The organism is Luteimonas sp. S4-F44, from assembly GCF_022637415.1.
In the GTDB taxonomy this organism is placed as follows: Bacteria; Pseudomonadota; Gammaproteobacteria; order Xanthomonadales; family Xanthomonadaceae; genus Luteimonas.
In genome coordinates this window covers 1,375,035-1,399,718 of sequence record NZ_CP093340.1, presented here as the reverse complement: position 1 = coordinate 1,399,718, position 24,684 = coordinate 1,375,035, and the positions used below count along the sequence as shown (strand labels likewise).

The window sequence follows — 24,684 nt, the reverse complement described above, 5'->3', positions numbered from 1 at the left end:
GTCGCGATCGGGGCCGGGCGCCGGGCGCCCCCTATAATCGTCCGCCCGGTGCTGCCCGCCACGACTCTGCCGCGATGACCCCGCCCGTTTCGGAACTGATCGACCTGCTTTCGCTCGAGCGCCTCGAGGACAATCTGTTCCGTGGCCAGAGCCGCGACATCGGCACCAAGTACGTGTTCGGCGGCCAGGTGCTCGGCCAGGCGCTGTCGGCCGCACAGGCGACGATGACCGCGCCACGCCCGGCGCATTCGCTGCATGCCTACTTCCTGCGCGCCGGCGATGTCGACGCGCCGATCGTCTACGACGTCGACCGCACCCGCGACGGCGGCAGCTTCTCGGTGCGCCGCGTCACCGCGATCCAGCACGGCAAGGTGATCTTCTTCTGTGCGGCCTCGTTCCAGGAGGCCGAAGCCGGCGCCACGCACCAGCTGACGATGCCCGAAGTGCCGGCGCCCGAAGACATCGCTCCGCAGGACCCGCTGCCGGCCGAGGTGCTGGCCCGGCTGCCGGTCAAGGTCCAGCGCTGGCTCGACCGCAGCGGCCCGTTCGAGTTCCGCCACGTCTATCCGCGCGACGAACTGCAGCCGCCCAAGCGCCCACCGTTCCAGCAGGTATGGTTCCGGCTGTCGGAGCGCGTCGGCGACGCGCCGTCGCTGCACCGCGCGCTGCTCGCCTACGCCTCCGATTTCCATCTGCTCGGCACCGCCACCTTCCCGCACGGCATCAGCTACTACCAGCCGAACGTGCAGATGGCCTCGCTCGACCACGCGCTGTGGTTCCATCGTCCGTTCCGGGTCGACGATTGGCTGCTGTACTCGCTCGACAGCCCGAGCGCGCAGGATGCGCGGGGCCTGGCCCGCGGCCAGATCTTCGACCGCACCGGGCGCCTGGTTGCCAGCAGTGCGCAGGAAGGCATGATCCGCGTGCGTCCCGACACCCCGCCGGCGGCCGACTGACATGCGCCAGGTTTTCTCCAGCGCGCGCCTGGAAAACGTCGAGCGCGTCGCCGACATGCTGCGCGCCGAAGGCATCGAGGTGCAGATCAGCAACGGCCGCTCCTACAAGGGCAACCGGCGCGGCACCTTCAGCTATCGCGACCAGGCCGCCGGTCCGCGGCCCGCAGTCTGGGTGACGCGCTCGGAGGACCAGCCGCGCGCCCGCGCGCTGCTGCGCGACACCGGCCTGCTGCAGACTCAACCTTCGACGCGCAGCTACCTGGCGCAGGGCGAGCTGACGTTCGCGGCCGACAATACGCCGCCACCGCGCCGGGGCCTGAGCCGGGCGGCGAAGATCCGCTATGCGCTGCTGGGTGGTGCGGTCGTGGTGATCGGGCTGTCCTGGTGGTCGCGGCCCTCGCCCGATGCGCCGGCCCCTGCGCCCACCACCGCGCCGGTCGCCGCGCAGGGACCGTCGCTGGACATGCTGCCGCAGACGGTCGAGGCCGGCGTCCACCGCATCCCGGTGCCGCAGGCGCTGGCCGCCAGCGTGTTCGCCGATGCTCTGCGCGCGCAATCGGGGCCGGTCTGCGTGGCGGTCGATGGCGACACCCCGACCGCCCCGCTGCTGGCCGAGCTCGAGGCCGGCTATCCGCAGGTGCTGCCGGCGTCGGCCTGCACGGGCGGCGACGGCCAGGCCGCATGGCTGGAGATCCACAACTACCGCACCGACGGCTCGGGCCGGGGCACGGTCGAGTTGTCGAGCGGCGGCAGCGACGCTGCCCAGGGCATGATTACCCACACCTTCGACGTCCAGCGGCAAGGCCGCGACTGGCGCTTCGCGCCGGCCAAGTAGCCGGAACGTCTCGCTGCGCGCGGCTGCACGGATGCGGCATGATCGGCTGGCCGGTCACATCCGGCGGCCCGGATGCGTCCTGGTCAGATCCTCAGCTGGAAGCGACCGATGTCCGCGATTGCCGCCGACCCGAGCCTCGAAGACCGGATCCACCAGGAGCTGCCCGCCGCGCGCGATGGCGACCAGGCCGCCTACGGCCGCATCGTGCGGCTGAGCCAGAACGCCACGACCGCGATCGCGCTGGCGATCACCCGCGACATGCAGGCCAGCCAGGACATCGCGCAGGAGGCTTATCTCAAGGCCTGGCAGCAGCTCGGGCGGCTGCAGAACCCCACCAGCTTCCTGCCGTGGCTGCGCCAGATCACCCGCAACCTCGCGCGCGACCATCTGCGCGCGCGCCGCGACCGGCTGGTCGCCGGCGAGGTCGCAGACCTTGCGATTGCGCAGGCCGCCGATCCCGATAGCTGTCCGATGCAGCGGATCATCGACGACGAGAGCGGGCGCGTGGCCGCCGACCTGATCTCTGAACTGCCTGACGACAGCCGCGAAGTGCTGCTGCTGTATTACCGCGAGGGGGGCAACTCCCGGCAGGTCGCCGCGCTGCTCGGCCTGTCGGACGCGGCTGTGCGCAAACGCCTGTCGCGCGCGCGCCGCAGCCTGCGCGAGGATCTGATCGAGCGGTTCCGCGACTTCGCCGAAGGCTCCGCGCCCGGCACCGCGTTCACCGTGCTCGTCGTCGGCGGGCTCGCGACGTTCACCAAGCCGGCGATAGCGGCCGGTGCGGCCGGCGGCACGATCGGCAGCGGCGTCGCCGGCAAGGCGCTGTTCGGCTCGGCCGGTGCCGCGGGCGCCAGCCTGGTGTTCGGGGCGTTGACCTGGTGGCTGTGCCGCAAGCTGCTGCTGCAGTACACCGACACCGACGACGAGCGGCGCGCGCTGCTGCGCTTCTACGATCGCTGGATGCTGGCCTCGGTGATCGGCGGTGCATTCGTGGGCCTGGCGTATGCGGTCTCGGACAACAGCTACACCGCGTTCTGCATCGCGACCGTGACCCTGCTGGTCGCGATGACGTTGCCGGCCTTGACCCATCTGCCGCGGTTGATGAATCCCCTGCTCGCCCGCGACGCCGCCCGCGATCCGGTCGGGGCGCGGCGTCGCGCGCGGATCTATGAGCTAACCTTCGGCCGCGCCGGCATGCTGCTGAGCAGCCTGTTGGTGATCGGCCTGCTGGTGATCGTCGGCCTGCGCGGGCATTGACCGCAGCGGCCGCACTTGGCGGCCGCGTTCGATGGCGCGCCGCTAAAACGCGCATGGCCGACGCACGCGCGCCGACGTGCAGCGCCGAAGGCGGCGCGTGATGCAACGCCTTCGGCCCGGTTTCCTCAACGCTGCGGCCGAGCTGCCCGCAGTTCCTCGCGGCTCAGCGTGCCGTCGCGGTTCTCGTCGAACCAGGCGAAGCGCGGCGCCAGCCACGGCATCGCCTCGTCGACCTCGACCCGGCTCAGCCGGCCATCGCCGTTGAGGTCGGCGGCGCGGAACATCGCGTCGAAACGACGCTCGCCCTCGGTGCGACGTTCGGCTTGCTTGGCGTCATGCCAACGCCGCAGCTCGCTCCGGGTCAAATAGCCATCGCCATCGCGGTCGATCGACGCGAAGTCGGCCACCAGATCGAAACCGCGCCCGCCACGCGCATGCGGGCCGTGCGGGCCGCCATGCGGCTTGCGTGCGCCATCGCGCGCTGCATGCGCGGCCAATCGGGCCTCGCGTCGCGCCTGCCAGGCCTGCTGCCCCGCTTCGGCCTCGGCCCGGCTGATGCGGCCATCGCCATCGGTGTCCAGGCGCGCCAACGCGTCGACCGGATCGCGGGGCAGGCCAGGCCGGCCGTGGCCGCGGTGTGCCGGCGCCTCGGTCCCGGTGGACGTGGCGCCCTCGGCCACCGCCGGCGAACGGGCCGACGCGGTGCCGGCAGCGAAGGTCAGTGCGGCGAGCAGCGCCGCCGAGAGCAGGGTCTTGTGCATGTGGGGTTCCCGTTACGGACGGCACGGCGCCGCCTTGTGCATCGATCAACGCGCCCGCCGCGCCTGACGTTGACGCCGCACCGGGCCGGTTCAGCCGGCAGACGGCAGACGGCAGACGGCAGGCGCTGTCGCATCCGTTGCGACGACCGGCGCTATCCTGGCCCGATGCCGTCACCGCCCCGCCCCAGCCCAAAGGATGCCGCGGTCGCGGACGAACTGCGCCTGTTCCACAGCGGCGCCCATGCCTGCGGCTACTGGCCCGAGCGCGTGGCCCGCGATCTCGTGCTCGATCCCGAGGATCCCCGCCTCGCGCTGGCCTATCCGCAGGCACTGCGCTGGGGCTTCCGCCGGTCCGGCGACCTGCTCTACCGGCCGCACTGCGCGGCGTGCCGGGCCTGCGTCGCGGTGCGCATCCCGGTCGCCGACTTCGTGCCCAATCGCAGCCAGCGCCGGACGCTGGCGCGCAATGCCGACATCGAGACGCGCGTACTGCCGCTCGAACGCAACGACGAGCGCCTGGCGCTGTACCGGCGCTACCTGCGCGCGCGTCACGTCGACGGCGGCATGGACGATCATGGCGCGGCGGAGTTCGACCAGTTCCTGATCGGGCGCTGGAACGAGGGGCGTCTGCTGGAACTGCGGCTGCACGGCCGGCTGGTCGCGGTTGCGGTCACCGACCTGGCCGACGACGCGCTCTCGGCGGTGTACACGTTCTTCGACCCCGATGCATCGACACGCGGCCTGGGCACACTGGCAATCCTGCAGCAGATCGCCTGGGCCCGCCGCGAGGGACGCGCGTATCTGTATCTTGGCTATTGGATCGAAGGACACCGCAAGATGGACTACAAACGCAATTTCCAACCGCTCGAAGGCTTCGATGGACGCGAATGGCGTCCGATGACGGCGTGGGCGCGATGAGGCGCGGCATGCTCTGGCTGCTGCTCACCGTCGTCGCGCTGGTGCTGGCCGCCTGCGTCCGTGTCCATGTGCACGGCGATCACCCAACCACGGCCTCACCGCCCGCGCCGGCCGCAGGGGCGCTGCGCATCGCCACCTACAACACCTCGCTCAACAGTGACGAACCCGGTGGCCTGCTGCAGCGCCTGCAGGGCGACGACACAGGCGCGCGCAAGGTCGCCGCGGTGCTGCAACGGGTGCGTCCGGACATCGTGCTGCTCAACGAATTCGACTACGTGGCCGACGGCAGCGCGGCCACGCTGTTCCAGACCCGTTGGCTTGAGCGCGCGCAGCCCGGTGGCGGCGCGCCGCTGCACTACCCCTACCGCTACCTGGCACCGGTCAACACCGGCGTGCAGAGCGGGCTGGACCTCGACGGCAACGGCACGGTCGGCGGCGAGGGCCGCGACCGCGGCAACGACGCCTGGGGCTACGGCCTGCATCCGGGCCAGTACGGCATGCTGCTGCTCTCGCGGTATCCCATCGACGCCGAGGCCGCGCGCACGTTCCAGTGGCTCAGTTGGAGTGCGATGCCCGATGCGCAGCGCCCTCGTGACCCGGCGACCGGCACACCGTTTCATCCCGACGCGGTGTGGGCGCAGCTGCGGCTGTCGTCCAAGTCGCACTGGGACGTGCCGGTACGCACGCCCGCGGGCGTATTGCACGTGCTCGCCTCCCATCCCACGCCGCCGGCGTTCGACGGGCCGGAGAAGCGCAACGTCGCGCGCAACCACGACGAGATCCGCTTCTGGCACGACTATCTGTCGCCGGGCGCACACGACTGGCTGTGCGACGACGCCGGGCGCTGCGGCGGGCTGGCCGCCGATGCCCGGTTCGTGATCCTGGGCGACCTCAACAACGATCCGGTCGATGGTGCCGGGGCGCACGAGGCGATCGTCGGCCTGCTGGAACACCCGCGCGTGTTGCGCATGGCCACGCCGCGCAGCGAAGGCGCGGTCGAGGCGGCGGCGCGCGATGGCGGCGCCAATCTCGAGCACCGCGGCGCGGCCGCGCACGACACCGGCAGCTTCGGCCCGCGCGTCGGCAATCTGCGGCTCGACTACGTGCTGCCGTCGGTCGGCCACGTGCCGGTCGCCAGCGGCGTGTTCTGGCCGTCCACGCAAGCGCCGCACGCCGACATCGTCGACGGCAGCGACCATCGGCTGGTCTGGGTGGATGTGACCGACGGCGGCTGACGCCCTGGTGTCCCGGCAGGGTGTCGGCCGGCGATAGAGGGACTGTGACCGTCGCCCTCATGCTGGCGATCGGCGCGCCGCCCGTGCACCATCGGGGGATGCCACCTGCCGCCCCGCCCTGCCAGCACGAGTCCTGCGCCCGATGAGCGAGGGGCTGTTCCGCGACGAAGTGCTGCGCGCGCGCCGTGAGGCGTGGCTCGGCACCGTGAGCCTGCCGGTGCCGCGCCGTGGCTGGCTGCTCGCCGCACTCGGTGGCGCCGCGCTGCTGGCAATCGCCGCAACGCTGGCGTTCGGCAGCCTGCACCGGACCGTGCGCGCTTCGGGCACGCTGCAACCCGCCGACGGCCTGCAGCGCGTGCAGGCGCCTGAGGCCGGTGTCGTCGTCCGCGTCCACGTAGCCGACGGCGCGACCGTCGCAGCCGGAGATCCCTTGCTCGACATCGCGGTCGATCGCGACCTCGCCGATGGCGGCGCGCCGCTGTCGGCGCGGGTGGCCGAGGGCCTGGAGGCCGAACGCACACGCCTGCGCGCGGCGCTGCAGGCCTTCGACGTCGCACAGCCGGCCCGCGAAGCGGACCTGCAGGCACGGCTGGCGACGCTGGTAGACGAGGTCGGCTCGGCACGCGACGAGATCGCGCTGCGCGAGCGCCAGGCTGCCAATGCCGAAGACGTCTTCGCCCGGCTGCAGCCGCTGCGCGAGGCGCGGATCGTCAGCGAGGTCCAGGTCCAACAGTACGAGAACCAGGCCCTCGACGCGCGCGCCGCGCTTGGCGCCGCCCGGCGTGCGGGCCTGGAGGCCGAGCGCCGGCTCGCCGATGGACGCCGCAGCCTGCGCGAGCAGGCGCTGGCCCGGGCCACCGAGCGCGGCACACTGGCCCAGGCGCTGGCCGACCTGGACCGCGGCGATGCCGAGAACCGCGCACGCGGCACGATCCGGCTGCGTGCCCAGCGTCCGGGCGTGGTCAGCATGTCGGGGCTATCGACCGGCAGCCCGATGGCGGCCGGCGAGTCGTTGCTGACCATCGTGCCGGACGATGCGCGCTTCGTCGCCGAGTTGTGGGTGCCCGCGCAGGCGGTGGCGCATCTGGCGCCGGGGCAGCGCGTGAAGATGCGCTACGACGCCTTCCCGCACCGCCGCTATGGTCAGCAGCCCGGCGTGGTGATCAGCGTCGCGCGCGCCGCGCAACCCGCTCCGGCGCATGCGCGCACAGGCGCCGAGCCCGGCGTGCCGCTGTACCGCGTGCTGGTGCGGCCCGATCGCCAGGACGTGCCGGGCGCCGACGCTGCGCTGCGCACCGACATCGGCGTCGATGCCGACCTGATCCTCGAACGCCAGCGACTGTACCAGCGCCTGTTCGGCGATCGCTTCGCCCGTCCCACCGTCGCCCGAGCCGACTGATGCCCCTGTCTTCCCGTCGACGCGTGCCCGTCGTACAGCAGAACGAGATCGCCGAATGCGGGCTGGCCTGCCTGGCGATGGTCGCGGTGCATCACGGCCACGACCTCGACCTGGCGGCGATGCGCCGGCGATTTCCGATTCCGATCCAGGGCGCGAGCCTGTCGCGGCTGATGGCGATCGCCCGCGAGCTCGGCCTCGAAGCGCGCCCATTGCGCACCGAACCCGAGCATCTGCATACGCTCCAGGCGCCGTGCGTGCTGCACTGGGACCTCAACCATTTCGTCGTTCTGGTGCGCGTGTCGCGCGGGCAGGCGCTGATCCACGACCCGGCACGCGGCGCGGTGACGATGCCGCTGGCCGAACTCGGCCGGCACTTCACCGGCGTGGCGCTGGAACTCACGCCCGCGGCCGATTTCGCCCCGGTCTCCGACCGCACCCGGGTGCCGCTGCGCGCGCTGTTCGGCCGGATCTCCGGCATCGGCCCGGCGGCCACGCAGATCCTGCTGCTGGCGCTGTCGCTGGAACTGTTCACGCTGCTGCTGCCGCTCGCGCTGCAATGGACGATCGACGGCGTGCTGGTCACCGCCGACACCAGCCTGCTGACACTGATCGGGCTGGGCTTCATCGGCGTGGTCGCGTTCCAGGCGACGATCGCGGCGGTGCGCGGCTGGCTGGTGGCCGACCTGGGCGCCTCGCTCAATGCGCAATGGATCGGCAACCTGTTCGCGCACCTGTTGCGGCTACCGCTGGACTACTTCGAAAAGCGCAGCGTCGGCGGCGTGCTGTCGCGCTTTTTGTCGGTGCAGTCGGTGCAGCAGACGCTGACCGGCAGCTTCGTCGAAGCGGTGCTCGACGGGCTGACCGTGCTGCTGGTGTTCGCACTGCTGCTGTTCTACAGCGGGCCGCTGACCGCCCTGGTGCTGCTGGCCTTCGCGCTGTATGCGCTGCTGCGCTGGCTCGCCTACCGCCGCCTGCGCGACCTCAAGGAGACCCAGCTGGTCCACCTGGGGCGGCAGCAGAGCCAGATGATCGAGTCAATCGGCGGTATCCAGACCATCAAGCTCGCAGGCCTGGAAGCCGCCCGCCTGGCGCGACTGCGCAACGCGACGTTGGAGGTCGCCTCGCGCGAGGCCGCGATCGCGCGCACCACCGCGACCTTTGGCGCGCTCTCCAAGCTGATCTTCGGCCTGCTGCGGGTGGGCCTGATCTGGCTGGGGGCGCTGCTGGTGCTCGACGGCCGGTTCACCGCGGGCATGATGGTGGTCTTCGTCACCTACGCCGACCTGCTGGCGATGCGCGGCGGCGCGCTGGTCGACAAGCTGGTTGAGTTCCGCCTGCTGGGCATGCACGGCGAGCGCATCGCCGATGTCGCGCTGGCCGCGCCCGAGGCCGATGTGGAGGCCGTGCACTCCGGCCCCGATCCCGCGCCCGAGCTCATGATCGAGGGCGTGTCGTTCCGCTACGACGAGAGCGGCCCCTGGGTGCTGCGCGACTGCTCACTGCGGATCAAAGCCGGCGAGTCGGTGGCGATCACCGGCGCCTCGGGCTCGGGCAAGACCACGCTCGCCAAACTGATCCTGGGCCTGCTGGCGCCCAGTGAGGGTCGGATCCTGATCGACGGCATCGACATCCGGCACCTGGGTCTGGCGCGCTACCGCGCCCGCTTCGGCGTGGTGATGCAGGACGATGTGCTGTTCGCCGGTTCGATCGCCGACAACATCAGCGTGTTCGATCCCGATGCGACGCTGGACCGGATCGAGACGGCGGCCCGGATCGCGCAGATCCACGACGACATCGCCGCGATGCCGATGGGCTACGAGTCGTTGGTCGGCGACATGGGCTCGGCGTTGTCGGGCGGCCAGAAGCAGCGCGTGATTATCGCCCGCGCGGTGTACCGCCAGCCCGATCTGCTGCTGCTCGACGAGGCCACCAGCCATCTCGACGTGCCGCGCGAGCGCGCGGTCAATGCGTTGATCGCCGACCTGCACGCGACCCGCATCATCATCGCCCACCGTACCGAGACCGTGCGCAGCGCCGATCGCGTTGTGCGGCTGGTGAATGGGCGCGTTGCCGAAGGCGAGGGTGCGGACGATGCAAACGGCACCTGACCGGCCGCATCGAAAGTCCGGAAACACGACGCAGGTCCGGAATCCGGGGGTTCGCATCGTGCCTGCGGGCGACTAGCATCCAAGACGCCGGATCCGGACCGGCCCCTTTCTATCCGGACAAGCCACTGGAGGAAACATGAGCCATCAAGACGCGCAGCATGTCCGCCCCATCGCACGCCTCGCCGCCCGCGAGCTGACCGAGGACGAGGTCGCCGCGGTCGCCGGCGGCAAGCCCGACCACACGCACGCCACCGGCCCCAACGGCGACGATCCGGGCGATCCGGGCGTCGTCTGATCCGCTGTGATCCACGCGCGGCCGGCCGTCCACCGACGGTCGGCCGCATTGCATTACCGATGCCACCAATCCCATGACCGCGCCTCTGATCGTGTCGTCGCTCGCGCACGACATCCATGCCGCCGCCGCGTGTTGGGGGTTGCGCCGCGCCGGCCTTGCCCCACGCTGGATCGCCGGCTGGCACGCCGGTGCGCCAACGCTCGAGATTGCGTCGGAAAGCACACCGACCATCGACGGCTGGGGACCTGAAGGCACGCCGCGCAGCGTGTGGTTCCGACGCCCGATGCCGCCGGCGCAATTGCCGAACGTGGCCGAGCCCGACCAGCGTTTCGTCGGCGACGAGTGGCGCCGCTTCGCCGGCAATCTGCACGCGGTGGCAGGCGACGTTGCCGGACCGCTGTGGGTCAACCCGCCGGCGTCGGCGCTGCGCGCCGAGCACAAATTCATCCAGTTGCAGGCCGCCGCGCAACTCGGCCTGCCGTTCCCCGCCACGCTGATGTCCAGCGACCCGGCGCGCATCCGCGCGTTCGTCGCGCGTCACGGTCGGGTCGTCTACAAACCCTTCCAGACGCACAGTTGGCAGGATGCGGACGGTCGGTTGTTCAGTACCTACGCGCGGGTCGTTGATGCCGACATGCTCGCCTCCGATGCGAGCCTGCAACTGTGTCCGGGCATCTATCAGCAGGCGATCGACAAGGTCTGCGATCTGCGGGTGACGGTGATCGGCACGCACGTGTTCGCCGCGCGCCTCGATGCGCCGCATGATGACGACGTGGTCGATTGGCGGTCAGCCTCGATCGCCGGTGCGGTGGAGACGTCCGCCTACGCACTGCCAGACATCTGGCGCGACGGTCTGCTCGCGCTGCATCGCAAGCTCGATCTCGCGCTTGGCTGCGTCGACCTCGTCGTCGATCGCAGCGGCGCGTTGCATTTCATCGAGGTCAACCAGGCGGGCCAGTTTCTGTTCCTGGAGCAGGCGCTGCCGGATCTTCCACTGTTGCGCACGCTGTGCGCATTGCTCGCGCAGGGACGGCTGGATTGCGATCCGGACGCGATGCCGGACGATGTCGGCTTCGCGGTTTATCTCGATAGCGAGGTCTACGCCGACTGGTGGGCCGAGGTCGCACCGCGCCTGCACACCGCCGGTACCGTGCCGCCAGGCGTCAGCCTCGAAGCCTGAGCTGCGCACCCGCACTTTCTGGCACGTCGAAAAGAACACACGGTGCTTATCCCCCGCGACTGGGGGGGTGTATTTCGGATGGGCAGCGGCATGCCGGCCGGAAGCCGCTCCCCCCTCGGCAGGACCGCTTCGCGGTCCGGCCACGCGAAGCACGCGTGGCGTTCGCATGGACGCGCGGCAGTGCCGCGCATGCCATCCATGCTCACCCTGTCCTGACTCGGGCGCGCGCCCGCTCCGCTTCGCGGAGCGGGCTGACCGAGCCGGTGAGCAGTCCCCGACCGGCGCGACGCGCGCTCCGGAGACGAACTGCCCGATCAGAGCGCGCAGAAGCAAGATGACCGTAACTTCGCAAAGAAAAAAAGCGGGCCTTTCGGCCCGCTTTTTCTAACGTCTCATGACACCAGACCTTACTCGGCCGGCGTGCCCTCGCCTTCGGCGACGGCCTTCATCGACAGGCGGATGCGGCCCTGCTTGTCGACTTCCAGCACCTTGACCTTGACCACGTCGCCTTCCTTGAGCACGTCGCCGACCTTCTCGACGCGCTCGTTGGAGATCTGCGACACGTGGACCAGACCATCCTTGCCGGGGGAGATCGTCACGAACGCACCGAAGTCCATCAGCTTGACGACCTTGCCCTCGTAGATGCGGCCCGGCTCGACGTCGGAGGTGATCTGCTCGATGCGCGACTTCGCGGCCTGGCCGGCAGCGCCGTTGACCGACGCGATCGTGATCGTGCCGTCGTCCTGGATGTCGATCTGGGTGCCGGTTTCCTTGGTGATCGCCTGGATGACCGAACCGCCCTTGCCGATGACCTCGCGGATCTTGTCGGGGTGAATCTTCATCGTGATCAGGCGCGGCGCGAACTCGCTGAGCTCGGAACGCGGCGTGGTCAGCGCGCTGCTCATCTCGTTGAGGATGTGCAGACGGCCTTCCTTCGCCTGGGCCAGCGCGACCTTCATGATCTCCTCGGTGATGCCCTGGATCTTGATGTCCATCTGCAGCGCCGAGATGCCGTTCGTGGTGCCGGCAACCTTGAAGTCCATGTCGCCGAGGTGATCCTCGTCGCCCAGGATGTCGGACAGGACGACGAAGTCGTCGCCTTCCTTGATCAGGCCCATCGCGATGCCCGCGACCGGCGACTTGACCGGCACGCCGGCGTCCATCAGCGCCAGCGACGAACCGCAGACCGAGGCCATCGACGACGACCCGTTCGACTCGGTGATCTCCGACACGACGCGGATCGTGTACGGGAACTCTTCCATCGTCGGCATCACGGCGAGCACGCCGCGCTTGGCGAGGCGGCCGTGCCCGATCTCGCGACGCTTCGGCCCCATCATGCGACCGGCCTCACCCACCGAGTAGGGCGGGAAGTTGTAGTGGAACAGGAAGTGTTCCTTGTACTCGCCGGCGACCGAATCGATGATCTGGCCGTCGCGGGCGGTGCCCAGCGTGACGGCGACGATCGCCTGGGTCTCGCCGCGGGTGAACAACGCCGAGCCGTGGACGCGCGGCAGCACGCTGACCTTCGAGCTGATCGGACGCACGTCCGCCGGGCCGCGGCCGTCGATGCGCTTCTTGGTCTTGAGGACCGAGTTGCGCATGGTCTGGTATTCCTGCTCGCCGAACTCCTTCGACAGGTCGCCATGCGACCAGGCATTGGCCTCGGCGTGCGGCGCGATGGTTTCGAGGATGGCCTTCTTGAGCTTGGAGATGGCGTCCTTGCGCTCGAGCTTGTCGCGCACCTGGAACGCACCCGCGAGCTGCTCGCCGATGGCGGTGCGCAGGGTCGAGATCAGGCCTTCATCGGTGGCCGGCGCCTGCCACTCCCACTTCGGCTTGCCGGCTTCGGCGACGAGCTCGTTGATCGCGGCGATCGCGACCTGCTGCTGCTGGTGACCGAACACCACCGCACCGAGCATTACGTCTTCCGACAGCTCCTTGGCCTCGGACTCGACCATAAGCACCGCCTTGGCGGTACCGGCGACGACGAGCTCGAGCTCGGAGTCGACCAGCTCGCTGGTCGTGGGGTTGAGCAGGTACTGGCCGTTCTTGTAGCCAACCTTCGCCGCGCCGATCGGACCGTCGAACGGCGCGCCCGACAGCGACAGGGCAGCCGAGGCGCCGATCAGGGCAAGGATGTCGCCGTCGACCTCGGGGTTGAGCGACATCACCGTGGCGATGACCTGGACCTCGTTGCGGAACCCTTCGGGGAACAGCGGACGGATCGGACGGTCGATCAGGCGAGCGGTCAGCGTTTCCTTCTCGGTCGCGCGGCCTTCGCGCTTGAAGAAGCCGCCCGGGATCCGGCCGCCTGCGTAGAACTTCTCCTGGTAATCGACGGTCAGCGGGAAGAAATCCTGCCCTTCGCGCGCGGTCTTGTTGGCCACTGCGGTGACCAGCACCTGCGTGCCGTCGCACGAGACCATGACCGCACCGCCGGCCTGGCGGGCGATCTCGCCGGTTTCGAGCGTCACCGTCTGGTTACCGAACTGGAAGCTCTTTGTCACTTTTGCCACGTTGAATTCCCTTGATGACTCTTGCGATGGACCGGACGGAACCCTTGCCCCGGCCGGGTGGGCGCTGCGCGCGCCCAAAAAACGACCGCGGCGCATTTCTGCGCCGCGGGGGGAGACGGGTTTAGCGACGCAGGCCGAGCTTCTCGATCAGCGCCTTGTAGCGGTCTGCATCCTTGCGGTGCAGGTAGTCGAGCAGACTGCGACGGCGGTTGACCATCATCAGCAGGCCGCGGCGGCTGTGGTGGTCCTTCTTGTGCGTCTTGAAGTGCTCGGTCAGGTGCACGATGCGTGCGGTCAGCAGGGCGACCTGGACTTCCGGCGAGCCAGTGTCGTTGTCGCCGCGCTTGTGTTCTTCGATGATCTTGCTGTTGTCGATCGTGGTCATGTGTTTCGCTCTTGACGCGCGTCCCGCAGAGACAGCGACGGATCAACCGTCACGTACCGCCCGGACCGCCTGTGGATGGAGAGTGCTTTTCGCCTGGAAAAAGGCGGCCAAGATTGTATCGCCTGTGGCCTGGCCGAACAAGGCGACGTATTCATTCCGATGCGCGCAGACCGGCGCGTTCAGTCCGAGGCGGCCGCGCGCCGGAACATGCGCCGCGGCCACAGGCTCCCGTCGCCCTGCACCTGCGCCAGCCCCTCGGCCCGCCCGTTCGGCCCGAAGACCGCGACCTCCCCGGTCGCCGCGAACGGACCGGGCAGCGACTGCCCGTTCTGCAGCCGGGCCGCCTGGCGGGCGTCGACGTGGACGGCCGGCCAGGCCAGCATCCCCGCCTCCAGGTCCAGCAGGCAGGCCTCGAGCTGGTGTTCGCCGCGCGCGGCGAGCGCCTGGAGCTCGTCGAGCGTCCACATTCTGGGATCGCGAAACGGATCGACCCAAAGCCGACGCAACTGCGCGACGTGCGCGCCGCAGCCCAGCAGCTCGCCGAGGTCGCGGACCAGGCTGCGCACATAGGTCCCCGAGCCGCACTCCACATGCAGGCGCAGTTGCGGCGCCCCGCCCGGGTCGAGCACGCCGTCGAGCAAGTCGGCTGCCGACTGCAGTTCGAAGGCGTGCACATCGACCGGCCGCGACTCGACCTCCACCGTCTCGCCGCGGCGGGCCTTGGCATACAGCGGTTCGCCGCCACGCTTGAGCGCCGAGTAGATCGGCGGGCGCTGGTCGATGCGCCCGGTCAGCCGCCGCAGCGCGGTATCGATCGTGGCCAGATCGAGCGGCGGCACCGGCCGCTCGCGCAGCAACTGGCCGGCCGCATCGTCGGTATCGGTGACCTGGCCGAGCCGGGCGACGGTGGTGTAGGCCTTGCGCGCGCCCAGCAATCCGCCGGCGATCTTGGTCGCCTCGCCGAAACAGACCGGCAACAGCCCGGTCGCCAGCGGATCGAGGCTGCCGGTATGGCCGCCCTTCTCGGCGCGGAACAGGTGGCGCACGCGCTGCAGGGCCTGGTTGGAGCTCAACCCGCCCGGCTTGTCGAGCAGCAAGATGCCGTCGAGCTTGCGGAACTTCGTACGCGGGCGGGACTGGGGACGGCTCATCTGAGGATCGGCGGACGAAGGGAGGAGTGACGTCCCGCGGGACGCGGGCGGCGTCAGGCGCCCAGCGCATGGGCTTGGTCCCGAACCACGTGGCCCTGCCGCCGCGGCGACGCCGGGCCGCCGGGCATGCCGCGGGCGGTCAGGCCCGCTCGCCGCCGTCGTCGAGATCGCGCAGCAGATGGTCGATGCGCTCGCCGCGATCGACCGAATCGTCGTAGTGGAAATGCAGTTCGGGCACGTGGCGCAGCTTGACCGCCCGCGCGAGACGGAAGCGGATCTCGGGCGCGACCGCCTTGAGCCCCTTCAGCGCCTCGGCCGCGCGCTCGGACTGCAGCGCCGTCACGAACACCTTGGCGTGGGCCATGTCGCGTGTGACCTCGACGTCGGACACGCTCACCGACGGCAGGCCATGCTCGGACACGGCCTCACGGACCAGGGTGCCGAGTTCGCGGCGAAGCTGGGCGGAGACGCGGTCGGTGCGATGGAAGGATTTGGTCGGCACGTGATTCGTAATTCGTCTTGGGTGGTGCGAAGGCCTTGCTCGATCCTGTGATGGAGCGCGGACCCGTGATCCGCGTTCGCGGACCACGACTCCCCATCACCGATCGTCGCGGACGCTTATAGCGTCCGCTGCACCTCGATGCGCTCAAAGCATTCGATCTGGTCGCCGGCCTTGACATCGTTGTAGGCCTTCACGCCGATGCCGCACTCGGTGCCATTGCGCACCTCGTCGACGTTCTCCTTGAAGCGGCGCAGCGATTCGAGTTCGCCTTCGAACACCACGGTGTTGTCGCGCAGCACGCGGATCGGCTTGGAGCGCTTGACCACGCCTTCCACCACCATACAGCCGGCCACGGCACCGAACTTGGAGCTGCGGAAGACGTCGCGGACCTCGGCAATACCGATGATCTCCTCGCGGATCTCCATGCCCAGGATGCCGGACGCGACCTGCTTGACCTGGTCGATCACGTCGTAGATCACCGAGAAGTAGCGCAGGTCCAGACCATTGCCTTCGATGACCTTGCGCGCCGAGGCGTCGGCGCGGACATTGAAGCCGATGATCGTCGCCTTCGCCGCCGCCGCCGAGTTGGCGTCCGACTCGGTGATGCCGCCCACGCCCGAGACGATGATGTTGACGCGGATCTGATCGTTCGACAGCGCGGTCAGGGCCTGCTTGAGCGCCTCGACCGAACCCTGCACGTCCGCCTTGACGACCAGGTTGAGCGACAGCTGCTGCTCGGCCTGGCCCATCTGCGCCATGATGTCTTCCATGCGGTTGCCCGCAGCCTGCACCAGGCGCGTCTCGCGGCGCTTGGTCTCGCGCTGCTGGGCGACGTCCTTGGCCAGGCGCTCGTCGGCGACGACGACGAAATCGTCGCCGGCATCGGGCACGCCCGACAAGCCGAGCACCTGCACCGGGATCGACGGACCCGCGGTCTGCACCTGGGTCCCGGTCTCGTCGAACAACGCACGCACGCGGCCGTACTGCACGCCGCAGACCAGGTAGTCGCCACGGGCCAGCAGGCCCTGCTGCACGAGCACCGTCGCCACCGGACCGCGGCCCTTGTCGAGCGAGGACTCGATGACCGTACCGCTGGCGCGGCCTTCGGCGACCGCACGCAGTTCCAGGATTTCGGCCTGCAGCGAGATCGCGTCGAGCAGGTCGTCGACACCGTCGCCGGTCTTGGCCGACAGCTCGACCATCTGCGTGTCGCCGCCGAAGTCCTCGGCCACGACCTCATGTTCGAGCAGCTCGTTCTTGACCCGGTTCGGATCGGCGTCGGACTTGTCGATCTTGTTGATCGCCACGATCAACGGCACCTTCGCCGCCTTCGCGTGCTTCACCGCCTCGACCGTCTGCGGCATGACGCCATCGTCGGCCGCGACCACCAGCACCACCAGGTCGGTGAGTTTGGCGCCGCGAGCGCGCATCGAGGTGAAGGCCGCGTGGCCCGGGGTGTCGAGGAAGCTGATGACGCCCTTGTCGGTTTCGACGTGGTAGGCACCGATGTGCTGGGTGATGCCACCGGCCTCGCCCGAGGCGACCTTGGTGCGCCGGATGTAGTCCAGCAGCGAGGTCTTGCCGTGGTCGACGTGGCCCATGATCGTGACCACCGGCGGACGCGTGGTCAGCTCGCCCTGCGACTCGCCGACGTGGGCGATCAGCTCGCTCTCGGCATCGTCGGCATCAGCGCGCACGGCGGAGTGGCCCAGTTCCTCGACCACCAGCACCGCTGTGTCGTGATCGATCGACTGGGTGATCGTCGCCATGACCCCCATCTTGAACAGCGCCTTGACCACATCGCCGCCCTTCATCGCCAGCTTCTGGGCGAGATCGGCCACGGTGATCGCCTCGCCGATCGCGACTTCGCGCACGACCGGTGCGGTCGGACGCTCGAAGCCATGCGGACCGGCGCCGCTGCGGGCAGGCGCGCTGCCGCGGCGCTGCGGGCCACCACGGGCCGGCCGGCCACGCGTGCTGGTGCTGCGGCGCGCCCGGTCGGACGCACTGAGGTGCAACTGACCGGCAAAGCGCGCGGTGCTGTCGTCGTCCTCGACGCCCGACACCATCGCGTGCGAACCGCGGTTGCCCTTCTTGGCATTGGCGTTGGCATTGCGGTCGTCGCTGCGCGGCGCCGCCGGCGCCTTGTGCGCATGAGCGTGGCCACCGGCCGGCTTGCGGGCGGTCGCGCTCTCGCCGGCGTCCGGGACTGCGGCAGCGGCCGCGGCCGCCTGGCGCAGCCGCTCGGCTTCGGCCTCGGCTTCGCGCTTGCGCTGCTCGGCCTCGTCGGCGCGACGCTTGTCTTCCTCGGCCAGGCGCTGCTGCTCGGAGAGATTGCGCTGGCGCGACTCCTCGAGCTTGCGCAGGATCTCGGCGCGCTCGGCGTCCGGATCGACCGGCGCCCCGCCATCGGCGGGCCGGCTGAGTGTGACCTTCTTGCGCACGACCACGTCGACCGTCTGACGGTTTTTGCCGCCGCCGACCGTCAGCTCCTGCTTGCGGCTGCGGCTGAGCGTGATCTTCTTCGGCGCGGAGACTTCCTCGACAGGGGCGTCGCCCTTGCCGTGGGCGCGCTTGAGGAAGCCGAGCAGCTTGAGCTTCTCGGCACTGGTCACGACCTGGTCGGGGTTGCTGAACTGCATGCCCGCTTCGGACAGCTGTTCGAGCAGTTTCTCGACCGGCGTGTTCACCAGTGCGGCCAGCTTACGGATGGTGGTTTGTTGCGACATTCGTGATTCCGATTCCTTGCGCGCCGCCGCAGGGGCGGCGCAGTGGATTTGTCATTCTAGCGCTGCATGGGGTGCATTCCGAACGCGACCGCCAGCGGGGGACCGGGCGACGGCAGGACCGCGCCCCTGGAGCGGCATGGCCCTGCGCCATCACTGCGGCCGTCCCGACGGTCCGACTACGACTTCGGGTCGTCCTGCCCGGCCTTCACACGACCGGACGGCAGATCACCCCTCCCGTTCCAGACGTGCGATCTCCTCGGCACGCGCGGCCAGGATCAGCGCCGCGGCACGCGCCTCGTCGAGGCCCTCGATACCGAACTCCAACACCTCGTCGGCGCCCAGGTCGGAGAGCTCCTCGCTGGTGCGCACGCCGTGCGCGGCGAGCGCGAACGCGGTGTCCTCATCCATGCCCTCGAGCGCCAGCAGGTCCTGGGCCGGCGCGTTCTCGTCGGCTTCTTCCTCGACCGCGAGCGCGTCGTTGAGCAGCGCATCGCGGGCGCGCGAGCGCAGTTCCTCGACGATGTCCTCGTCGAAGCCCTCGACCGCGAGCAGCTCGCCGACCGGCACGTAGGCGATCTCCTCGACGGTGCCGAAGCCCTCGGAGACCAGGATGCCGGCGATTTCCTCGTCGACCTCCAGCTTGTCCATGAACAGCTGGCGCGCGGCGGCCTGTTCGGCCTCCGACTTCGCGGTCACCTGGTCCTGGGTCATCACATTGAGCTGCCAGCCCGCCAGGCGGCTGGCCAGGCGCACGTTCTGCCCGCCCTTGCCGATCGCCTGCGCCAGCTTGTCCTCGGCGACCGCCAGGTCCATCGAGTGCTTGTCCTCGTCGACGACGATCGACTGCACCTCGGCCGGGGCCATCGCATTGATGACGAACTGCGCCGGATTGTCGGACCACAGCACGATGTCCACGCGCTCGCCGTTGAGCTCGTTGGACACCGCCTGCACGCGCGAACCGCGCATGCCGATGCACGCGCCGATGGGATCGGTGCGGGTGTCATAGGCGACGACGGCGATCTTGGCGCGGTCACCCGGGTCGCGGGCGCAGGCCTTGATCTCGACCAGGCCCTGGCCGACTTCCGGCACCTCGAGCTTGAACAGTTCCATCATGAATTCGGGCGCGGCGCGGCTGATGAACAGCTGCGGGCCCCGGGGCTCGCTGCGCACGTCGTACAGGTAGCCGCGTACGCGGTCGCCGGCACGCACGACATCGCGCGGAATGGCCTTGTCTTTCTGGATCAGCGCCTCGGCGTTGCCACCCAGGTCGACGTAGACGTTGCCGCGCTCCACGCGCTTGACCACGCCGGTCACCAACTCGCCCACGCGGTCCTTCCAGGCATCGACGACCTGCTGGCGCTCGGCCTCGCGCACGCGCTGCACGATCACCTGCTTGGCGGCCTGGGCTGCGATGCGGCCGAAATCGACGTTCTCGATCTGCTCTTCGATGTAGTCGCCGACCTCGACGCCGTCGGCCTCGTCGACCGCGTCCATCAGGCGGATCTGGCGATCCGGCGATTCCATCACCACGTCGTCGGCCACGACCTCCCAGCGGCGGAAGGTCTCGTAGCTGCCGTCCTTGGGATCGATCGCCACGCGGGTCAGCACGTCCTGATCGACGTAGCGCTTCTTGGCCGCAGTCGCCAGCGCGGCCTCGATGGCCTCCAGGATCACGGTCTCGGGGACGCCTTTCTCGCTGGCGACCGCATCGACGACCAGCAACAGTTCCTTGCTCATCTTTTCATTCACTCCGCACCGGCCGGCTTGCGCGGCCGCTTGTTGTCACGTGATGTGTTGTCTGCGTTGCGGGCCGCACCGGCGGCGCGTCCCTTCTTGTCCTTCGACGGCGCCAGGCCCAGCGCGGCCCAGTCGGGGACCAGCCGCGCCTTGTCGATGTTGTCCATGCGCACCGTCAACGGCGTGCCGTCGACGTCGAACGTGATGGTCTCGCCCTCGACCGCGTCGATGCGGCCGGTCAGGCGGCGGCGTCCGTCCTGCGGCAGCTTCAGGCCGACCTTCGCGGTCTGGCCGGCGAAGCGCGCGAAATGCGCGGCCTCGAACAGCGGCCGGTCGACGCCGGGCGAGGACACCTCGAGCGTGTAGTTGCCGCTGATCGGGTCCTCGACGTCGAGCTGGGCCGACACCTCGCGGCTGACCGCCTCGCAATGCTCGATGGTCACGCCCTGCCCGGCCTCGCCGTCGGCCGCCTCGCCTTGGGCGGCGTCCGTGTCGGTGGCCGGCACATCGATATACAGCCGCACCAGCGCGCCACCAGGCGCCGGCAGGTATTCGATGCCCAGCAGTTCGAGGTCGAGAGACTCGACCGTCGCCGCCAGCATCGTCTTGAGTTGTGTCGCCTTGTCCGCCACTCGTCCCTCGCGTTGTCCGGTATCGCGTCCGATCGCCTGCACTTCGACGACCTGCCGACGCGCGCGTCGGTTTTGCGGTCGTGGAAAACGACAAGGGGCCCGACGGGCCCCTTGTCCGATACCACTGGATGTCGGCGCCGAAGCGAAGCAGGAGCTTCGGCAAGCCCAGACTTTTCGCTTTCGGGCCCCTTGCGGACACCCATCATCGACGCGAAAAATTTGGTAGCGGGGGCAGGATTTGAACCTGCGACCTTCGGGTTATGAGCCCGACGAGCTGCCAGACTGCTCCACCCCGCATCAGGAGAGCGATTATGAAGCGAGCGGTGCGGAATTGCAAGCCAGAACACCCTGGCAGATCCCGCTTCGCATCGCTCGATCGTGTGGGCGAACCCAGGTCACGACCAACCGCGGGCGCATCATAACGCAAGCACTGGGGCCCACGCCATCGTCTTGCACTAGAGCGCCGATACGCAGGCGAGCGCGCGCGTGGATACCAGCCATTCGAGCAATGCCCGCGCCTGCGTCTGCTGCAGCGTGGCGCCAGCCGTCGATGCCTCGGACGCGGTGCCGGCGAAGGGCGCGAGCAGGTCGGCGACGCTGACGCCGCCCCCCGAATCGAAGCGGCGCAGCAGCGCCGCAGCCCTGTCGTCGAAGCCCTCGACGCGGCGCACATGCCCGGCCGCGCCGCACAATGCACTGTCGCCGTCATGCATCCAGGCAAGCGGAAACGCCGGGTCGGCAAGCCGCCATCGCCCCTGCGCGCGCAACGGCGCCACAGGCGACACCGGCGGTGGCGGCACGAAACCGCCGCCCGTACGCAACGCCAGATAGCCGGCCGAGGCGGCGCTGCGCAGCGCCGCCGGCGTGGCCAGGCGCCGGACCGTCGCCAGGGCCCCGGCGACTTCGTCGGTCGATCCCGTATCGTCTTCGCACGGATCACCCGCGGCGGTGGCCTGCGCATCCACCGCATCGGCCGCGCGCACGATCGCATCGAAGTCGTAGAGCAGCGCATGACCTTCACGCGGGATCCCGACGTTGACACTGGTCGCCACCTCAGCGCCGAGGGTTTCGCCGACGTGGTAGTACGCCGCGGGCCAGTAGAGCAGATCGCCCGGCCCGACCTCGATCGCGAAGGAGTCGGCCAGATGCTCGGCGTAATCGACCCGCGTCGCCACCGCGTCCTGCCAGGGACGCGTCGGCCAGAACCGCATGCGTTTGCGCCCCTGCAGCATGAATACGAAGGTCGCGAACCGGTCCTTATGCACCCCCACCGGCGTGCGTTCGTAGTTGCCGTGGAACAGCGTGGTGATCGCACCGGTCGACGGCAGCCCGACCTGCGCGAACAAGCCCTGGAAGAAACGCCGCCCGCCCTCCCAGATGTGCGGATCGTGTCGGTGGAACTCGTTGACGATCAGCGCATAGCCGCGCCCGCCGCCCTCGCGCAGTATCCGCTGCGCATACCGTTCGAACGTGGCGTCCTCGGGCTGTGGCAACCAGCCCCCGGGCTGCCGGAACTGACGATCGTCGAGCACGAACCGGCAGGCCCGCTCGTCGCCGTCGGCCGTGCGCGCGGCAGACGCCGCTGCCGCGAGCGCCGCGTCCAACGGATACGGCGCCGCGCCGTGCCCCCGGAATACCACCGGCCGGCGGTCCCAGCACGTCGCGACGAACTGCGCCCAGTCGACCGGTCCCTGCGCTTGCAGATAGGGCATGGCCTTCATTCCCCTCCTCCCCCGTAGACACGGTGCAGCAGCGCCCGATACTCGGCGAGCGGCGGCAGGCCCATCTGTCGCCGCCAGGTATCGACCTGCGTCGGCGACTGGAGCGGATACGGCACAAGCGTCCCCTGTCGCCGCCTGAACTTCGTCCCATAGCGTTGCCTGTGGCCCGCGTTCACGCAGACCGCGTCGGTCAGATAGGCGAGGTGACGCAGCGGCACGTCGCCTTCGACCGCGGCGGCGTGCACTAGCGCCAGGCATCGCCGCTGCAGCGTCGCGTCACGGCGATCGGCATGCTGGGCGAGCGTCACCGCGGCCTCGCAGGCACGGGGGCCGACCCGGGCCACCGTCGGCCAGCCGTGCGCGTCGAGCACGGACTCGAGCCAGGCCAAGGCGGTCTGCGTCAGTGTCCGCAGACGCGCCGCGGTCTCGCGATCGCGGAACCCGTCGACCGCCCATTGCCGGCGCAGCGCGCCATCGAGTCGCTGGATCGCCAGCAAGCGCCGGCCGACCGCGCGCAGGCGTGGCGGGTCGGCGGGCAACGGCAGCGCCCGCACTTCGATCCGCTGGCGATTCCAGCGGTAGGCCACCCGGCAACCGGCCTGGGCCCAGTCGAAATGCGCGCTGCCGGCGTGGATGCTGCGGATGCGCAGGTCCACGCCGAGCGCAGGGTCGCGCAGCCGCCAGCCGGCGCCGTCGCGCCATGTGTCGGGCGCATCGCGCCCCAGCTCGGGGAACGCGTGCGCGACAACATCGTGGATCAACGTCGCCAGATCGACGAAGTCGAGCTCTTGGGCCAGCAATCCGTCTAGGTCGGGCAACAGCGACGACACCTCGACCGACAACGGCCCGACCCGCCGCGCGCGTGAGAACGATGGCGCCGCCAGTGCGCGCGGGGCGCCACCGTCGAGGGGGGCGAAGAAGTACGGCACGTCGCCACGCGCCAGCTGCGTGCGCTCCTCCTCGCAGAGCGGCACCCCCACGTTGGCGGGGTTCCCGTCGTCGGCGCCGTTCTCGAGTGCGCGCGCATAGGTCGACGTGAGTTTGGGCAGGACACGGACCCAGCCACCCTGCAGCGAGGCGCGCAGGCGCGCGTGCAGCGCCTGGCGATGCTGCAACAGGCAGGTCCACGTGTCGAACATGCCGCGCAGCATCGCCGGCAGCTGGCGCGCCGGCCCGATGTTGCCGACGGCATCGGCCACCGCGGCACGGCTCTCGCGGCGCGCCCATGCAGCCGTCGGGCGCCGCAACCGCAACGTCCCGCCCGGCGCGACGAAGAACGCTGCGGCCGGCCCTTCGACGTCGTCGGGCCGCAGCCGGGACGCGAACGCCGGGTGGCCCCCGCAGCGGTGCGCGGGCGAGGCGACCAATCCGGTGCCGGTCATTCGCTGCATCCGGCACCCGAACACTTCCAGATCGACGACATGCGGCATGGGATCGCGCGCACCCGACCGCACCCCGCACAGCACGTTGCTCTCCCCCAGGTCGGTCGCGCCGACCACCTGGCAGGCCACACCCAAGGCACCGGCCGAGCGCCAGTACGCGCGCACTGCGCGTGGCGACAACCGCGCCCCTTCGATCGCCGGACGCGCCTGCGGGTCCAGCAGGCCCCAGTCGCGCGGCCGCTCCACCCAGTCCTGCCAACTGTAGGTCCAGCGATCGCGGCCGACGCCGCGCCATACGCGCAACGTGGGCAGGCGGACCGGCCCGGACACCGGCGCCAGGCCATTGAGCCAGGCGAAGATCGACACGCGCCCGTCGACAGGCGCGTCCGCCAGGAAGATCCGCTCGCCATCGACCGGCCTGGGTTTGTAGGCGATGCGCGTGCCATCGCGCAGGCGCAGGCACAGCACCCGCTGGCCGCCATTGTGCGTTTCCGAGGGGCTGGCCCACAGCCCGACGACGGGGCCGCGCAGCGCATCGCCGAAGACGCCGGCCTGCAGATCGCGGCGCAGGCGCGCGGCAAACCGTATGAGGAAGGCCCGGAACAGGCGACAGCGCTCGGCAACCTCGTCACGATGGCCGACACCGCCGATCGCGCAACGGACGAAGGCCTCGCTGACCAACGGCGCGAACAAGGCCGCATTGCCGAGGCCGAACACGCGAGCGCCGAACAGATCGGCATGGGTCCGTCCCAATGCCCGGCACCAGGGGCCCAGCGTCTCGAGCATCTCGACGAATGCCGCGAATGCGGGCCTCGCCAGCACCACCGCCAGCGATCGCGCATCATCGCCCCCCCGCAACGTGCGCAGCGGTTCGATCAGTCCGTCGGCACGCTGGCGCGCGACCGGCGGCAACAGCGCGCCTGCGTCGCCGCGGGCGAGCCTGCGCACGAAGGCCCGGGTCTCGGGCGGCAGTCGGACCGGACGT

Annotated in this window: 19 protein-coding genes and 1 tRNA gene; 9 read left to right on the top strand and 11 right to left on the bottom strand. The window is 70.0% G+C overall.

Annotated elements, in window-relative coordinates; translation table 11 throughout:
- Positions 1 to 74 precede the first annotated feature (74 nt).
- From tesB to MNO14_RS06335, 3 genes are all read left to right on the top strand, one after another.
- Positions 75 to 956 (top strand): acyl-CoA thioesterase II, encoded by an 882-nt coding sequence (tesB, locus tag MNO14_RS06345; RefSeq protein ID WP_183426474.1) that lies wholly within the window; start codon positions 75 to 77, stop codon positions 954 to 956.
- 1 nt (position 957) lies between these two features.
- Positions 958 to 1,791, top strand: a complete 834-nt coding sequence (locus tag MNO14_RS06340; RefSeq protein ID WP_241945871.1) for a hypothetical protein — start codon at positions 958 to 960, stop codon at positions 1,789 to 1,791.
- Between the two features lie 108 nt (positions 1,792 to 1,899).
- Positions 1,900 to 3,048, top strand: coding sequence for an RNA polymerase sigma factor (locus MNO14_RS06335; RefSeq protein WP_241945870.1), 1,149 nt, complete (start codon positions 1,900 to 1,902; stop codon positions 3,046 to 3,048).
- Positions 3,049 to 3,173: 125 nt separating this feature from the next.
- Here the strand turns inward: MNO14_RS06335 and MNO14_RS06330 are convergent, their stop codons facing one another.
- Positions 3,174 to 3,809: an EF-hand domain-containing protein gene (locus MNO14_RS06330; RefSeq protein WP_241945869.1), complete on the bottom strand. Its 636-nt coding sequence runs from the start codon at positions 3,807 to 3,809 to the stop codon at positions 3,174 to 3,176.
- A 165-nt stretch (positions 3,810 to 3,974) separates the two neighbouring features.
- Here MNO14_RS06330 and MNO14_RS06325 point away from each other — a divergent pair, with 165 nt between their 5' ends.
- The 6 genes from MNO14_RS06325 (at position 3,975) to MNO14_RS06300 (ending at position 10,944) form a co-directional block, all read left to right on the top strand.
- Positions 3,975 to 4,727: an arginyltransferase gene (locus MNO14_RS06325; protein ID WP_241945868.1), complete on the top strand. Its 753-nt coding sequence runs from the start codon at positions 3,975 to 3,977 to the stop codon at positions 4,725 to 4,727.
- Between the two features lie 8 nt (positions 4,728 to 4,735).
- Complete coding sequence (locus tag MNO14_RS06320) at positions 4,736 to 5,962, top strand: endonuclease/exonuclease/phosphatase family protein (protein WP_241945867.1); 1,227 nt, start codon at positions 4,736 to 4,738, stop codon at positions 5,960 to 5,962.
- 142 nt (positions 5,963 to 6,104) lie between these two features.
- Entirely contained in the window at positions 6,105 to 7,361 is a 1,257-nt protein-coding gene (locus MNO14_RS06315; protein WP_241945866.1) for an HlyD family efflux transporter periplasmic adaptor subunit, read from the top strand.
- The gene (locus MNO14_RS06310; protein ID WP_241945865.1) at positions 7,361 to 9,469 is read left to right on the top strand and encodes a peptidase domain-containing ABC transporter; all 2,109 of its coding nucleotides are present in this window, start codon (positions 7,361 to 7,363) and stop codon (positions 9,467 to 9,469) included. The genes MNO14_RS06315 and MNO14_RS06310 overlap by 1 nt, the downstream gene beginning before the upstream one ends.
- Before the next feature lie 136 nt (positions 9,470 to 9,605).
- A complete protein-coding gene (locus tag MNO14_RS06305; RefSeq protein WP_183426482.1) occupies positions 9,606 to 9,764 on the top strand; it encodes a hypothetical protein in 159 nt (52 codons plus the stop codon).
- A gap of 73 nt (positions 9,765 to 9,837) precedes the next feature.
- Entirely contained in the window at positions 9,838 to 10,944 is a 1,107-nt protein-coding gene (locus MNO14_RS06300; protein WP_241945864.1) for a hypothetical protein, read from the top strand.
- Between the two features lie 407 nt (positions 10,945 to 11,351).
- On the opposite strand, the gene pnp is transcribed toward MNO14_RS06300, so the two are convergent.
- The 10 genes from pnp to MNO14_RS06250 form a co-directional block, all read right to left on the bottom strand.
- A complete protein-coding gene (pnp, locus tag MNO14_RS06295; RefSeq protein WP_241945863.1) occupies positions 11,352 to 13,460 on the bottom strand; it encodes a polyribonucleotide nucleotidyltransferase in 2,109 nt (702 codons plus the stop codon).
- A gap of 121 nt (positions 13,461 to 13,581) precedes the next feature.
- Entirely contained in the window at positions 13,582 to 13,845 is a 264-nt protein-coding gene (rpsO, locus tag MNO14_RS06290; RefSeq protein ID WP_183426485.1) for a 30S ribosomal protein S15, read from the bottom strand.
- 179 nt (positions 13,846 to 14,024) lie between these two features.
- The gene (gene truB / locus MNO14_RS06285) at positions 14,025 to 14,996 is read right to left on the bottom strand and encodes a tRNA pseudouridine(55) synthase TruB (RefSeq protein ID WP_241945862.1); all 972 of its coding nucleotides are present in this window, start codon (positions 14,994 to 14,996) and stop codon (positions 14,025 to 14,027) included.
- A 139-nt stretch (positions 14,997 to 15,135) separates the two neighbouring features.
- Positions 15,136 to 15,498, bottom strand: a complete 363-nt coding sequence (rbfA, locus tag MNO14_RS06280; protein ID WP_241945861.1) for a 30S ribosome-binding factor RbfA — start codon at positions 15,496 to 15,498, stop codon at positions 15,136 to 15,138.
- A gap of 116 nt (positions 15,499 to 15,614) precedes the next feature.
- Positions 15,615 to 18,227: a translation initiation factor IF-2 gene (gene infB / locus MNO14_RS06275; RefSeq protein ID WP_241945860.1), complete on the bottom strand. Its 2,613-nt coding sequence runs from the start codon at positions 18,225 to 18,227 to the stop codon at positions 15,615 to 15,617.
- Between the two features lie 225 nt (positions 18,228 to 18,452).
- Positions 18,453 to 19,964: a transcription termination factor NusA gene (nusA, locus tag MNO14_RS06270; protein WP_183426489.1), complete on the bottom strand. Its 1,512-nt coding sequence runs from the start codon at positions 19,962 to 19,964 to the stop codon at positions 18,453 to 18,455.
- Between the two features lie 8 nt (positions 19,965 to 19,972).
- A complete protein-coding gene (gene rimP / locus MNO14_RS06265) occupies positions 19,973 to 20,596 on the bottom strand; it encodes a ribosome maturation factor RimP (protein ID WP_241945859.1) in 624 nt (207 codons plus the stop codon).
- Positions 20,597 to 20,816: 220 nt separating this feature from the next.
- Positions 20,817 to 20,893, bottom strand: a tRNA-Met gene (locus tag MNO14_RS06260).
- 158 nt (positions 20,894 to 21,051) lie between these two features.
- Entirely contained in the window at positions 21,052 to 22,317 is a 1,266-nt protein-coding gene (locus MNO14_RS06255; RefSeq protein WP_241945858.1) for a cupin domain-containing protein, read from the bottom strand.
- Positions 22,314 to 24,647 (bottom strand): type 2 lantipeptide synthetase LanM, encoded by a 2,334-nt coding sequence (locus MNO14_RS06250; RefSeq protein WP_241945857.1) that lies wholly within the window; start codon positions 24,645 to 24,647, stop codon positions 22,314 to 22,316. The genes MNO14_RS06255 and MNO14_RS06250 overlap by 4 nt, the downstream gene beginning before the upstream one ends.
- Positions 24,648 to 24,684: the final 37 nt, after the last annotated feature.

Excerpts from the sequence above, each read along its gene's own strand:
- MNO14_RS06305 (WP_183426482.1), top strand. The coding sequence starts at position 9,606 with ATGAGCCATCAAGACGCGCAGCATGTCCGCCCCATCGCACGCCTCGCC.
- MNO14_RS06320 (WP_241945867.1), top strand. The coding sequence starts at position 4,736 with ATGCTCTGGCTGCTGCTCACCGTCGTCGCGCTGGTGCTGGCCGCCTGC.
- MNO14_RS06310 (WP_241945865.1), top strand. The coding sequence starts at position 7,361 with ATGCCCCTGTCTTCCCGTCGACGCGTGCCCGTCGTACAGCAGAACGAG.
- rpsO (WP_183426485.1), bottom strand. The coding sequence starts at position 13,845 with ATGACCACGATCGACAACAGCAAGATCATCGAAGAACACAAGCGCGGC.
- MNO14_RS06325 (WP_241945868.1), top strand. The coding sequence starts at position 3,975 with ATGCCGTCACCGCCCCGCCCCAGCCCAAAGGATGCCGCGGTCGCGGAC.
- nusA (WP_183426489.1), bottom strand. The coding sequence starts at position 19,964 with ATGAGCAAGGAACTGTTGCTGGTCGTCGATGCGGTCGCCAGCGAGAAA.
- MNO14_RS06330 (WP_241945869.1), bottom strand. The coding sequence starts at position 3,809 with ATGCACAAGACCCTGCTCTCGGCGGCGCTGCTCGCCGCACTGACCTTC.
- MNO14_RS06255 (WP_241945858.1), bottom strand. The coding sequence starts at position 22,317 with ATGAAGGCCATGCCCTATCTGCAAGCGCAGGGACCGGTCGACTGGGCG.
- MNO14_RS06300 (WP_241945864.1), top strand. The coding sequence starts at position 9,838 with ATGACCGCGCCTCTGATCGTGTCGTCGCTCGCGCACGACATCCATGCC.
- truB (WP_241945862.1), bottom strand. The coding sequence starts at position 14,996 with ATGAGCCGTCCCCAGTCCCGCCCGCGTACGAAGTTCCGCAAGCTCGAC.
- MNO14_RS06335 (WP_241945870.1), top strand. The coding sequence starts at position 1,900 with ATGTCCGCGATTGCCGCCGACCCGAGCCTCGAAGACCGGATCCACCAG.
- tesB (WP_183426474.1), top strand. The coding sequence starts at position 75 with ATGACCCCGCCCGTTTCGGAACTGATCGACCTGCTTTCGCTCGAGCGC.
- MNO14_RS06340 (WP_241945871.1), top strand. The coding sequence starts at position 958 with ATGCGCCAGGTTTTCTCCAGCGCGCGCCTGGAAAACGTCGAGCGCGTC.
- infB (WP_241945860.1), bottom strand. The coding sequence starts at position 18,227 with ATGTCGCAACAAACCACCATCCGTAAGCTGGCCGCACTGGTGAACACG.
- MNO14_RS06315 (WP_241945866.1), top strand. The coding sequence starts at position 6,105 with ATGAGCGAGGGGCTGTTCCGCGACGAAGTGCTGCGCGCGCGCCGTGAG.